The organism is Mucilaginibacter sp., from assembly GCF_036568825.1.
Classification (GTDB): Bacteria; Bacteroidota; Bacteroidia; order Sphingobacteriales; family Sphingobacteriaceae; genus Mucilaginibacter.
Genome location: NZ_DATCRU010000026.1, coordinates 1 through 13,257, shown reverse-complemented (window position 1 = coordinate 13,257; position 13,257 = coordinate 1). Strand labels below are relative to the sequence as shown.

Annotated in this window: 10 protein-coding genes and 1 pseudogene; 7 read left to right on the top strand and 4 right to left on the bottom strand. The window is 43.8% G+C overall.

Annotated features, from left to right (window positions below):
* Positions 1-411: 411 nt before the first annotated feature.
* Both VIM89_RS05100 and VIM89_RS05095 read right to left on the bottom strand, forming a co-directional pair.
* Positions 412-666, bottom strand: a pseudogene (locus tag VIM89_RS05100) (phage integrase SAM-like domain-containing protein); the annotation flags it as partial.
* A gap of 14 nt (positions 667-680) precedes the next feature.
* Entirely contained in the window at positions 681-845 is a 165-nt protein-coding gene (locus VIM89_RS05095; protein WP_488155052.1) for a hypothetical protein, read from the bottom strand.
* Positions 846-1,995: 1,150 nt separating this feature from the next.
* Between VIM89_RS05095 and VIM89_RS05090 the strand changes: the two genes are divergently transcribed.
* From VIM89_RS05090 to VIM89_RS05060, 7 genes are read left to right on the top strand one after another with little or no spacing between them, the layout of a single operon-like run.
* Positions 1,996-2,955, top strand: coding sequence for a fibronectin type III domain-containing protein (locus VIM89_RS05090; RefSeq protein WP_488155051.1), 960 nt, complete (start codon positions 1,996-1,998; stop codon positions 2,953-2,955).
* Between the two features lie 6 nt (positions 2,956-2,961).
* Entirely contained in the window at positions 2,962-3,459 is a 498-nt protein-coding gene (locus tag VIM89_RS05085; RefSeq protein ID WP_488155050.1) for a hypothetical protein, read from the top strand.
* Positions 3,456-3,923: a toxin-antitoxin system YwqK family antitoxin gene (locus VIM89_RS05080; protein ID WP_488155049.1), complete on the top strand. Its 468-nt coding sequence runs from the start codon at positions 3,456-3,458 to the stop codon at positions 3,921-3,923. Before VIM89_RS05085 ends, VIM89_RS05080 begins: the two co-directional genes overlap by 4 nt.
* Positions 3,924-3,927: 4 nt before the next feature.
* Positions 3,928-5,193: a hypothetical protein gene (locus tag VIM89_RS05075; protein ID WP_488155048.1), complete on the top strand. Its 1,266-nt coding sequence runs from the start codon at positions 3,928-3,930 to the stop codon at positions 5,191-5,193.
* Positions 5,181-5,540 carry a hypothetical protein gene (locus tag VIM89_RS05070; protein WP_488155047.1) on the top strand — a complete coding sequence of 120 codons (360 nt, stop codon included), beginning with the start codon at positions 5,181-5,183 and terminating at the stop codon, positions 5,538-5,540. Before VIM89_RS05075 ends, VIM89_RS05070 begins: the two co-directional genes overlap by 13 nt.
* A complete protein-coding gene (locus VIM89_RS05065) occupies positions 5,537-6,046 on the top strand; it encodes a PulJ/GspJ family protein (protein ID WP_488155046.1) in 510 nt (169 codons plus the stop codon). Before VIM89_RS05070 ends, VIM89_RS05065 begins: the two co-directional genes overlap by 4 nt.
* Positions 6,033-7,178, top strand: coding sequence for a type II secretion system F family protein (locus tag VIM89_RS05060; protein WP_488155045.1), 1,146 nt, complete (start codon positions 6,033-6,035; stop codon positions 7,176-7,178). The genes VIM89_RS05065 and VIM89_RS05060 overlap by 14 nt, the downstream gene beginning before the upstream one ends.
* A 140-nt stretch (positions 7,179-7,318) precedes the next feature.
* Here the strand turns inward: VIM89_RS05060 and VIM89_RS05055 are convergent, their stop codons facing one another.
* Both VIM89_RS05055 and VIM89_RS05050 read right to left on the bottom strand, forming a co-directional pair.
* The gene (locus VIM89_RS05055) at positions 7,319-7,714 is read right to left on the bottom strand and encodes a hypothetical protein (RefSeq protein WP_488155044.1); all 396 of its coding nucleotides are present in this window, start codon (positions 7,712-7,714) and stop codon (positions 7,319-7,321) included.
* 43 nt (positions 7,715-7,757) lie between these two features.
* On the bottom strand, positions 7,758-13,257 hold a 5,500-nt coding region (locus tag VIM89_RS05050), incomplete at its 5' end, for a putative Ig domain-containing protein (protein ID WP_488155043.1).

Sequence of the window (13,257 nt, the reverse complement as noted above, 5' to 3'; positions counted from 1 at the left end):
AATCTATAATTGGCCCGGCAGTATCCTGGAGCGAATACTAATGTACTAATATATCAATAATTGTATATTAAACAATTAATTAGACGGAAATAAAATTAATCCCCTTTTAAAACAGCTCCGTCATGAGCCAAATGTTGGTGGAAAAATAATTAAAAGGATTTTTGCGCCGCAGGTGCAAAACCCGATATACATGCTCATTAGCAGTGGTGGAAACATATTGCACCTACGGCACAAAAAATCGGCTGTTGCCATTTTTTCTACCAACATATTGCCCCGATGGGGCAAACAATCAATAATGACGGGTTAACCCAGTTGCTCGTTTATTAAAGATTTAACGTGTGATCAATGATGTCTGCACAATAGTCGGCTTTACACCAAAAGTAGGCCCGCCCCAATCAGCCTCATCGCCATTCAAAATACGCAGCGATTACATTTCGATAAGCTCATCCATTTCCAATGATCACGGTCCGGGTCTTTGTAAGGACATTTAAAATTCGCAATGGGATTTTGGAGGATCATTCCTTCGTTGACCGCTTTGGTGATCACCTGTTTAAATGTCTTTACATATTTCATGGAAGCGTTCTCATCAATATCTTCCATGAGGAGGTAATGGTAAAACCCGGCGGCAAATGCATATTTAATTTCTTCGAGGATAATGTCGGTCGCTTTAAATTTCTTTTTTAGGCAGGCTTGGGTTTTCGCTGCAGGCGTTCATAGCGCATCAAAGTTCCTGGAGATACTTTGCCTTTAGCCACCCTTTCGGCGAACTCATCATTGTGGACCTTAAACGCTTGCATCAGCGTAGGTTTGGGTTCGGGCTTAAACAGGAACTCGTCTTTTATCATTTTGGTAACGTCTTCATGCTCATCGCAAAGGTTATTGTAGCACTTTTCCAGCTCCTTTGTGCTGTTAAGATATGGGTATTAGGTTTTTCAAGTATTGCATTCGCAGAGTGAAACGATGTGAAAATAACCGGATCGTTATTTTTTCGACTCTTCTTAAATATTTTACATATTCAATGGCATTACCAAATTTTAGTTTGGTATTATCTGATTTGGTTATATAGCAGTCTCAATCTAAATAAATTAATTTAGCCATTATGTGCAGTTGTTTAAGTCAAATTTAACGTTAAATTTTAAACCGTTAAAACACCCATTCTGCTGGTGCCTTCGCTTTTTAACTACTTATTCTTACCTTAGCAAATAGCCTTGTTACAGTGAAGCCGATTAAGAACCTGGAAACCGCTCATGTCAATGAATTGAAAAGCGACTTGAAAGCAGGCTCTTCCATTTTATATTTCGCGGGAGCAGGACTTGAACCAAGTTGAGTGAAAACATGTCCTCTGGCATTTTTTTAAACTGCCATTAACATATACCTTTTCTTTTGGTACTATTCTTTAAGGCGCTTGAAGAAAAGAAAAATACGGCCGCCATTAGAGCGCCAGACCTATGCCAAGTTGTGCCTCGTATAGAATACAAATTAATATTTAAACGATATGTTATGTTAACTAATTCGCGACATAAGTAATTGAACGAAAATCTTTAATCTACTGATTATAAATTTTTTGCATCGATTTAAGAAGCAGCTAAGAGCTTTAAATCCGATAAAAAGGGGTTCGAAAAGCTTCCCCTAGGCGCTACTGAATTATAAAATTCACCCTTGTAAGCGAGGAACTTACGAGGGTTTTTTGTTTTTACTGTCAATAAAAGTACTACGCCAGAACGGATAGTAAAGTTTTTTATAAAAAAATCGCTTAAGCACATTCCTGTTAATATTTGTCTCTTTTTATTTCTCTCATTCTTTCGTCTGTCTAAGCAATTTTACGCACACTATGATTATCTGCCGATGGTAAAAAATCAATTAATTTTTGATTTGCCCTTCAATTAAAACAGGTAATAACTTGATAAGTAAGCGATAAAGCAAGTCTCGGTTTTATTAAAAATTTTCCTTGAAATTAATTTGAAATTGCCGAAAAATTAATAAATTTATTTCTATATGAAACCTTATCACTTTGCCCCTAAAGCTTTCTTATGGCTATTTATGTTAGGCCTGTTTTACTCTTGCGATGCCATCATTGAACCATCTATTTCAAACAAAACCGTTCAAGCCGAAGCACCAGCAGAGCACTATCAAAGCGCCAGTTATACCGTAGGTTTCTGGTGGGACGAAGTGGATCATGCCCTAAGCTACCACTTACAAGTTGTCGCTCCGAGCTTTAGCTCTCCTGGCAGCCTTGTATTAGATACAGTGATAAAAAAAAATACATTCTCCTTTAATTTCGTACCGGGAAATTACCAGTGGCGTGTGCTTGCGCAAAACGGCAGTTCACAAACCGCCTACACTTCGCCCAGGGACTTTTCCATAGCCTCTACTTCAATCAAGCAGCAATCGGTCTTATTGATCTCACCTGTGAACAACCTGCTGACAAATCAAGGCACCCAGCTTTTTCAATGGGAAAGTTTATATGGTGCAACGAAATACCAGGTGGAAATTGACACGAATAACTTTGCAGACGAAAATTCGGTGCTTTACAACCAAACAATTCCCGGCCAAAACGTAAGCTTTACTTTTCCGAGGAGCCAGGTTTATCAATGGAGGGTAAGGGCAGAAAATGATACGGCACAGGCACAGTGGTCGGCGATTAGCCTGGTGACTTATGACAATACGCCGCCCGTGCAGGTGACATTGTCCTCACCCACCGATGGCGCTAGTGTATCCTTGCCGGTGTTGTTACAATGGGGCAGCGTTACTTCGGCAACAAAATATAAATTATATCTATACCAGGGCGACGGCGTCACCTTATACAGTAAGGACTTCCCGATGCTACTCACCGCAACAAGCTATAACTTCAACTCAGGCAAGTCAGGTGACAAAATTTATTGGGTTGTAACGGCTTTAGATGCAGCAGGGAATGAAAGCCAGGCCGGCGCTCTCAGAAGTTTTGTTTTACAGTAACACCGCATGAAGAATAAAAAACTTACCTATTTTTTGATCGCTGCGGTAGCTGCTTTATGGGGGCTGATCTTCTATCGTGTTTTTGACGCTGCGGCTGCCGGCGATCTTCCGGCAATTCCGGCAGCTGTACAAGCGGTCAAACCATTGTACAAGCCCTATCGCCCTGAAAATGATACGATGAAACTATTGCTGAATTACCCTGACCCGTTTGGTTTAAAGGAGCAAAAGGATACTGTCGCTAAAATCAGAACACTTATTGCTGCGCCAGTCAAACTCCCACTTAAATCCGCAATAAATTGGCCTTTTATCAACTATTCTGGTTATGTCCGTAACCCTGTATCAAAAAAACTGATCGCTTTGGTAAGCATAAACGGGCAAAACCTCACCATGATAGAAGGTGAAACAAAAAACGATGTTAAGCTGCTAAGAAATCTACGGGACTCAATAAAGATAAGTTACCAGGGAAGAACCAAATTTATTTCTATGAAAACCTCATTACTATGAAGACGTGCTGCCTGATATTTTTATGTTTTATTAGTTATAATGTGTATTGCCAGCAAATACCCGCGTATGATATAAACAGGGTTAGAATTACACAGCCCGACAAAACGATTGTTGCGGAGATCGAGCCTGGATTCACTGTAATGTCAGCGAAGCCGCTTTTAAATTATTACTGGTATAGTGCAAATGATATTCATTGCACACAGGGTGGGTACAGCGGAAAATTGCTCAATGGCACCTATATCGAATATTACCCGGACAAGAATCTCAAGGAACAAGGAAGTTTTAAAAAGGGGCTTAAATCAGGCGTTTGGAAAAAATGGAACAACGATGGTACACTTGCTTCTGTCACTACCTGGAAACGCGGATTGCAGCGGGATGATCACCGAATCCCGATCTGGAAAAGAATTCACCTGTTTAAAAAGAAACGCAATAGGGCCGATACCTCTACTCCTTCCAAAAAATGATCCAATGTTAAAAGCTTCGGCCTTATATCTGGTCATCTTGATCGCTTTAATCATCGCATTGCTGTGTTCATCGCTTCTCGTAGCTGCAGGCTTCTACCGCGCCGAAAGCATTAGAAAAGCCCGGTATGATCAGTTGGAGACCAACCTGGAGTCGGGCATAAACTTGATGCTTTCAGGCCACGATTCGAGCTATTTGCAGAAAACCATGTTCGCTCTTTTCGGTGAACAGGCTGATTCCATTACTCTTCAGAAAATTCATTGGGGGATTTATGATATCGGCATCAGCAAAGCCTTTATACAGGGGGATACCCTTACTCGTGTGTTTAGTATGGGGCGCAGCATTGACTCTGGTAGCCGGGCGGCTATATACCTGGCCGACCAGGACCGACCGCTTTCCCTTTCAGGGGCGACCTCTATCGCCGGTGATGCTTTTTTACCTAAGGCAGGCGTAAAAAAGGCATTTGTTGATGGCCATGGCTACCAGGGTGATGACCGCCTGGTAACAGGCAAAATCAAGAATAGCCAAAAGACATTGCCTGCTCTTGATCAGGCCCGGATAAAGCTGCTTCAAAACTATCTTTCAACGGCTGGTAAAAATACTGCCGTGGACAGCGCTTTCGAAAAAGCAGATACACTCCGTCAGTCTTTTTTGAAGGCCACAAGGGTTATTAATTTAGGCAGACGAATACATGAACTACGTAACCAACTGGTAAGCGGCAATATTATACTTTATTCAGATACTACCTTAACGGTCGACGCATCAGTAAGCCTCGATGGGATTTTGGTCTTTGCCAAAGCAATCGTCGTAAAGAGTGGTTTTCAGGGCCGATGTCAACTATTTGCCAGTGATTCGATCCATGTGCAAGCGGGTTGCCGGTTTCAATATCCGTCCTGCCTGGCAGTCTTTAATCCGAATAGCTCTAAGATCAGTCCTTATGTGCGGATTACAATCGATAAAAATACCGCATTCTCAGGAACCATCGTTACGTATCGTCAAAGTGAAGAAGAGATTATGCCCGTACTTGCCCTGGATAGTAATGTTACCGTATCAGGGCAAATATATTCGCAGGGGATGCTTCAATATAAGGATGGCCTGCATGTCAACGGCGGCGTTTTCACCAAACTGTTTACATACCAAAGCGGCTACAACTTAATGGAAAACATGCTGATCAACTCAACAATAAGCTCAAAGGCGTTGTCGCCTTATTATTTAAGTGGTGAACTGTTCCAGATGTCCAATAGAAAAAAAGTATTGCAATGGCTGGAATAAAATTACATTTAAGAAGCAAGGTAGCCGGATCAACCATTGCCGAGGTGATGGTCGCTATGGTTATCCTGGTAACCATCTTTGGTATTGCTATGATGATCTACGCAAGGGTCACCGGTCTATCGCCATCGGCGCAGAATATACAGGCCAGGGCAATATTAAAAGAGCACTTGCTTATGGCCGAACACATATCTTATTCTACCGATAGTTTGATTGATACTGCAGGCTTGCATATCGAGATTGCAACTAAACCTTACGATCGCGATACTTCTTTGCAGGTTATCCGGTTAACTGCCTATGACCAAAACCGGCAAATAGTGGCTGAATTACAAAAACTGGAGCTTAAATGATCATAAACAGAGTAAAAGGATTTACCATTATGGAGGTCATTGTCGCCATGTTAATCGGTGCATTACTTGTTGGGTTAACCTATGAGTCTTACCAGATAATCAGTAAGTTTTACAGGACATTCCATGCAAAAAACGAGGAAATGGCCTCACTTGAAAGACTGGATGGTTTGTTATCAAAGGATTTCGCTACCTCATTGTTAATCAAAAAAAGCGACGCGCAGGAAGTAGTCTTCCAGCGGTGGCAAGACAGTGTGCGTTACCAATTTTCTACGGATTATGTCCTCCGTGTTTCTACCATTACTGATACGTTCAGGTTTAAAAGCACCATTCCCGTTACGACGTTTGAAGATATGCCTGTTGATATCAGTCCGGCTTCTGCTGAAGCCGGGCGCATAGACGCATTATCATTCGATGTGACGGTTGAAAATAAACTAATCCCAATGCGTTATCACAAAACATATAGTTCCGTCAACCTTATTAACCGAATTCCCGATGCCAACCATTGACCTTAGCAGGTATGAAAAAAAGAAGGCTGATAAGCCGCAAAAAAACGGGCAAGTTAACCTGACCGCTTTACTTCATAAAGATATCCGCTTTGGCGGTAAAGAATTGAGCGACAAAAAGAAGGAAGCTTTTTACCTGGAACTAAGTTCGCTGTTAGAGGCCGGCATTAACCTGAAAGGCAGCCTGGAACTGATTACATCGGATCAGCAGAAAACAGCTGATCAAATTCTTTTCAAGGGCATCCAGGATGCAGTTATAAAAGGTGATGCTCTATCGCACGCTTTGCAAAATAGCGAAAGATTTTCCCTATACGAAGTATACAGCCTGCAGATCGGAGAAGAAACGGGTAAGCTGAACGAAGTATTGCAGGACCTGGCCCGTTTTTATCAAAACAAGATCAGGCAGCGGCGAAAAATTATTTCGGCGCTTACCTATCCCTGTGTGGTGTTATCTACCTCAATGGGTGCTGTGATGTTTATGCTAAAATTCGTAGTACCCATGTTTGGCGATGTATTTAAACGATTTGGCGGACATCTGCCATGGATCACTGAAAAGATCATAGCGGCATCACAAGTAATGGAAGATAATTTCTGGCGTGCACTAATTGTTATCCTTTTAGTGACCGGGATCATCTTCCGAAACAGAAAAACAGATGGTTATCGCAGGTTATCGTCGCGACTGGTATTGAAAATACCGATGGTGGGCAACCTTGTACAGAAGATCTACCTGGCGCGATTCTGTAATTCGATGCGTTTGTTGATCAATGCAAAGCTGCCGCTACTGCGTGCTATCGCCCTGAGCCGGCAGATGATCGGCTACTACCCTGTTGAAAGCACTTTGCAACAGGTGGAAGATGACATCTTAAAAGGGAAGCCACTACATCAAAGCCTGAAGCAATTTAGCATCTATCCATCCAAGTTGATACAACTCATCAAAGTTGGCGAAGAAACCAACCAACTGGATTATTTCTTCGCCCGGATATCCGAGCAATACATCGACGAAGTAGAATATAAAACAGCGACCCTTAGCAGTATGCTGGAGCCACTGATTATTATCTTTTTAGGCTTGGTTGTTGGGGTTATTCTTATTGCGATGTATTTGCCGCTGTTTCAGATGAGTAATAGCTTTCAGTAGCGAACCATAAATTGATTAAAGTGCCTGAATTAAGAAACATTAATTTCTCATAAAAAAATTTAAAACAAATAAAAACCCTACTATAGCAGGGTTTTTATTTGTTTATGAAAAGTTCAGAATCTATATCCACTCTGAATAACCTAGTGTTTGTTGCTCAGGCTATCCTTGCAAATAGAATGAAACGGGAATATTGTATCCTTGCCTGAAGCTTTGAAAATTACTTTGTAATAAATAGTACTCTTTTTCTTAATAACTGAGTCTCCGACGTTTATCAGATCAAACATATCGTAAAACTCTGGTGAAAAAATCATCGATCCTTGCTGATAACCATTTATTCCTGAAAAAACAACGGTCTGATAATTGTGATTCTTCGCATCTACGTACTTCTGTAGGACTCGTCCGTTTATGCTCTGGTTGTATACTTCCTGATGCTTTCCACACCCCTCGTATTTGTTATGCATATAGGGGATGAGATATCTATAAAGTATATAAAACACTATTAAAGCAATGATGATTCTTACTATTCGTTTGGTCATTTTTTAAATTCTAAATCTTATACTAACATACTTTTATTTTTTATTATTTAGAAAGATATGTACGGGTAACTGACCAAGTCGCCCCTGCTTTGAACTTCGGAAGTAATAATGAAGCCGGGTTTACGGCTTCAGGGGCATCTCCGCCGAGAACTCCTCCAGTTTCGGTGAATTTTTCTCCCAAGGTAAAAGGGTTGAAGTGAGCAGGGTCACTTGGATTGGTATCGCCACCGTAAGATCCCCCGAATGCTTCAATATTACCAGCAAAAGAGCTGCCGGTCCCTTCATAATCTCTGACTCTAAAATCTTCCCCTTTGTTGCTTTTGATTATCCTGTGATTTATACCGGCACCTACAGAAAGCCCCAGGTTTCCTGATATCGAGAAAAACCATTTACCTTTTCCTGTCCAGTCTGTCACATGACCTACTTCCAGGCTCATTCCTGCCACAAAAGTCAGATCTACGTTAATGGAGTTTACAACACCATCTGCATTCCCTGAAATATTATGAATATCCATTAATGTCGTTACTCCATTTGGACCGCCTACCCAACTATATACCCATTTACTACCGTCTGCACCACGTGAATTAGTAGAGAAGGCGTAAACATCTCCAACATCGTGGTATTCCTGGTTGTCGATTGTTTTGGTAGCCTCATTGCCTGATAACCAAATTACAGCTCCTGTATCATCATTTTTATACCAATCATATTCTTCGCCACCTGTAGGATCGGTTCCGGTGACGGGATTATTTCCCATTCCTTCATAAGGTGAGGCGAATTGCCCAGCAGGGTCAGTCATAAGCCACCTACCAATTTTGCTATCATACATTCGCAGCTGAAAATTATTCCAACCGGTAATGGCATCCTTTTCCGCATAAGCACCCTGATAATCATATCGATACAGATCAGACCCCCCACTTTGAACTATGCTGCCGTATGGGTAATAGTCATTGTATTTTACGATGTCCGCCTGCCCATTGCTATTTTTAGCACCATTCATGACAACTCGTACGCTCCCTATATTGTCCCTCAGTTCATACTGATAATTACTGCTACTATAAAAATAAGTCCCTAAACGGTTACTGCCATACACAGGCGTCTCACTAATCGATGTACCGTTATAAATCGCCATTACATTGCCAGAAGCATCATAAACATAATAAGTGGTTCCGTTAGCATTGACAGTTTTCACCCTATTACCAAGTTCGTCATAGCTAAATGTTTCCAATGGCGTACTCATAAGCTGATCGCTGTAGATACCTGTGACTTTGTCCATTACGTTGTATTGTAAATAGTAAGGACTTGCCGCTCCTGTGAGTGTTTCGCTTTTTAACTGGCCTATCTCGTTATATGTATAATTAGCATAATCCGCATTTTTAGTGGCATCGTGTACGTTGGTTAATTGGTTTGTTCCAACACCATATGTATAACCATCACTGAAATCGTCAGGATTAGTACCTGTGCGCTTCAGGCTAGTGATGTTACCGTTTGGATCGTACTTAATGTTACTTTCGTTGAAAGTATTATTCGCTGTAAAGCCTGCACCTGTAAAGGATGGCGTTCCCCAAATAGCGCCGGTCAACTGATATTTAGAGTTATAGCTATAAGTATACATTACCGGGTTCTGAATTCCCGGGTTACCTGTCAATACTGAAGAGGGCTTATTACTCTGCCAGCTAATCCCGTTCACGTTGCCATTATAATAAGTTTGCTGACCAGTTAATACGCTGTTAATATTACTATTGATACGGCTGTAGTCCCCGGAAAAGTATTCCAACTGCATACCGAAGGCATCGTTGGCAAAACCATTAGTTGAACCATCCTGACCAGGGTCGTTCGAGGTTACACCGGTAGCTGTATTGATACTCTTAAGCCAACCCTGCGCTGTATACACATAATCGATCCCTTGTAGGTGATCTCCCAGTTCTACCCGCTTTAGCGGTCCGTGCAAATAGTAATAATAATTCGCTTGTTGTTTTTTTGTAACATCATCCCGGCTGGTCTCTACACTGGCGAGTCTGCCGCCTGCATCGTAGGCATAGTAATGGATAAATCGCTCAGCTGGCGTATCTTTCTGGTAATCTACCTTAATTACATTTCCCTTTTCATCATATGTATAATTTATAGTTTTGTACCCCAGCCCATTAATGTATTTGACCGTCCAGATTATTCTACCGTGATCATCATAATTATACCATGTGGTGCTGTTAGCGTTGCTCGTATAACTAATCGCACCTTTCAGAAAGCCAGCATCCTGTATATAGCCGTTCAAACTGGAAATGTAAGCCGGGTTTGGATCGGGTAAATCGTAATAAGTATTAACTTGTGATTGTTTAGTTGCACCGGTAATGTTTGCCGTCGCGTCCGTAGCATCCAATAAAGATGTGTTCGAGTACAATCCGGTAAAAACGGCTGATGTGCCATTCGGAATTACATACTCCCCTGACTCTACCGGTCTGCCAACATTATCATAGTTCGTGTAGGAAATTTTCTCTACAAATGAAAGGTCTTCCTGCCCACCGGTGGCAACTGTATTACGCTGAACCGCGTTTTGTGAAAAACGCAGGGTACCATCTGTAGTATATATGTAGTTTGAAGTTCCACCATCCGGTGTTGATACAGATGTTAAGTGCCCTTGCAGGTCATAGCTATATAAGGTCACAAAAGGTAACTGACTGGCCGATGTGTAGCCGCTATAGCCATTTGCCAACAGTTTCTGCACGCCATTCGGTGTAATACTGCCGACCAATTCGCCTAGTTGATTATAAAAAGCATAAGCAATATCCGAATAAGTGTTAATGTAAGAAACCGTCACTGTATTGGCAGCCAGTCCTGCATTCGCCGTCGGCGCTGTTGCCACTACTTTGTAATATCCCGGCTGCAGCGTATGGTTTGCCTGGTAAGCGCTGGTGATGTCCTGCTCTGCGGTCATATCCCACAGTGTATAGGAGCCCCCTGTTATCGTGACAGCCGACTGGCTTGTCAGACAGAAATACTGATTAGCTGCAGCCGACTCACTGATAGTCACAGGGGCATCCGTGATTTTAGCTGCCGGTGTTGTCGGATCGGCATAGCTGTAGCTGAATGGGGAAACCGATGTGATAAGGTAAGTCCCGGCAATACCGTTACTGTTAATATTATAATTGTAATTATTGCCCGATCCGGTATATTGTGGCGTAGCCGAGCCGTTATAATAAATGTTTACCACCTGGTTGGAATTGATCGTGAAGGACGAATATTGGTTCGTCGTTACCGACACTTCAAAGTCCGGTGGGTTGGTCGTTGAGGTAACGGTATTGGTTACCGATAACCAAGCTGATGCGCTGCCATCGGCCCGAGCCGTCATTAATGTATTCTTTCCCGACAAGTCAGTAATAGTAATTGCTGAGGTGCCGTTCTGGTCGGTTGATATGGTTTGCAGTGCCTGCCCGGCCATACCGGAAGGACTGCTGCCAACCACTGCCGAAGGGAAAAACTGGTTACGTATTGCCAGGTAATTGTTCAATTCGTTTTGTACCTGGAATGTGTTGCTCCTTGTTTCGTGCCCCGTCCCCATTTTGAGCTGACTGCCAACTCCTGCTGATCGTTTTGCTGCGGCCGTACCATCGTGATAAAAATCGCCGCGGCTATAAGGATACCCGGTGGCCGCCACATAAGGTTCTGATGTGTTATTGTCGCTATAATACCAGCCAAGCGTTCCCTGCGTTGCATTGTCGACTGCATCAGGGTTGTTCAGCTTAGCGTAAGGCGCTGATGTATTGGTGGGATCACCATCGAAGTTCAAATAACTGTAAGGAAGATTATTAGCCGTCACAAAATCTGTTCTATAGGCAAAGGCTGAGTTATTTGTAGGAGCAGGCAATGTCGACACCACCGGCCTTGACTGCAGGTCATAGATCGTTTGCGTTGCCAGTATATCCCCTGTTGTCTCATTCTTCGTTTGCGTCTGCGTAGCCTTGGCATTATTATCGAAAAAGCTCTTGGTCGCCCCTGTTTCAACACCATTCTCATCATAGGTCCTTACGTAAACCCAGTTCCTGTTATAGTCACCGGCCGGGTTGTTAGGCAAGCCGGCAGATGCTTTTATATTGAAGGTACTTGTTGAATATCCGTATGCGTTATAAGCCGTTACCGAAAATTGGGTGTTGGCTGTCTGTGCTGTGGGTGTGCCACTGATAATGCCTGTGGCCGGATCGAAGGTTAGTCCTGCAGGCAGTGTGCCTGTCAGCGAATAGCCCGTCAAATTGATCTTCCGCACCCGGTTACCGCCAAGCTCCGTGATGTAACCCGTTCCCGTTCCGTCAAGGTACAGGTAGTCCGGCTCGTTCAGCCCGGCTGCCGTTCCTATCCCGTCCGCATCCCCCGGTACCTGTGCCGCACTCCCTACCACCAGGCTTACCGTCTGGTCCGGCATGATCCGGCGGATATTGTTATTAAACATGTCCGCCACGTAGATCACTCCTCCCGGAGCCATGGCTAAACCCGTCGGGTTGTTGAATACCGCTGCTGTTCCTACTCCGTCTGCAAAGCCCGGCTGGTTGCCGTTGACCAGGCTGCCTGCAAACGTGCTCACCGCGCCTGCTGGCGTGATCATCCGGATCGCGTTGTTCTGAAAGTCTGCCACGTAGATATTTCCCGTAACAGGGTCTACCTTCACATCACTCGGGATATCGAACTGTACTGCCGACCCCGAGCCGTTGTTATATCCCACCGTGCTCCCTGCTACCGTGCTGACAACTCCGGCAGGGCTGATCCTTAGCACCTGGCCCAGGTCCTGCGCCGCTACCAAAAGGTTTCCGGACCCGTCAAAGCACAACCCGCCAGGACCGAAGGTCGACAAGCTGCTGTAAAACGTCGTCACTATTCCCGATGGAGTGATCTTCCGGATCGCATTGTTGTTATAATCCGATACGTACAGGTTATTGTTTGCATCGATCGCTATTCCGTCAGGATAGTTAAACTGTGCCTGCGTGCCTGTGTCATCTGTATATCCCGCATAGCCCTGAATGTTCCCTGCAAAGGTCGTCACATCGCCACCAGCGGTGATCTTGCGGATCACATTATTATTACCGTCTGCTATGAACAGGTTACCGGTCGACGGGTCCCGAACCAACTGCTGGGGCCAGTTGAACTGTGCCGACGTGGTTGATGCATCTGAATAACCTGCTACCCCTGTTGGGCTCCCCACAAAAGATGTCACCTGACCGTAAGGTGCATTAGGCACCGTCCCTCCGCTGTTTACCGGGCTGATCGTTGCCGCTGTGCCTACCGTCAGGTTGTTTGATGAAGCATAACTTATATTCGGTGCCGTTTGGCTGACCGGTGCAAAGTTTACTGTAGCTGTTGAATATCCGGAGGAATTGTAAGCCGTTACCGTAACCGTGCTTGACGCGATCGTACCTGTAGGTGTGCCGCTGATAATGCCTGTGGCCGGATCGAAGGTCAGTCCTGCAGGCAGTGTGCCTGTCAGCGAATAGCCCGTCAAATTGATCTTCCGCACCCGGTTACCGCCAAGCTCCGTGATGTAACCTGTTCCCGTTCCGTCA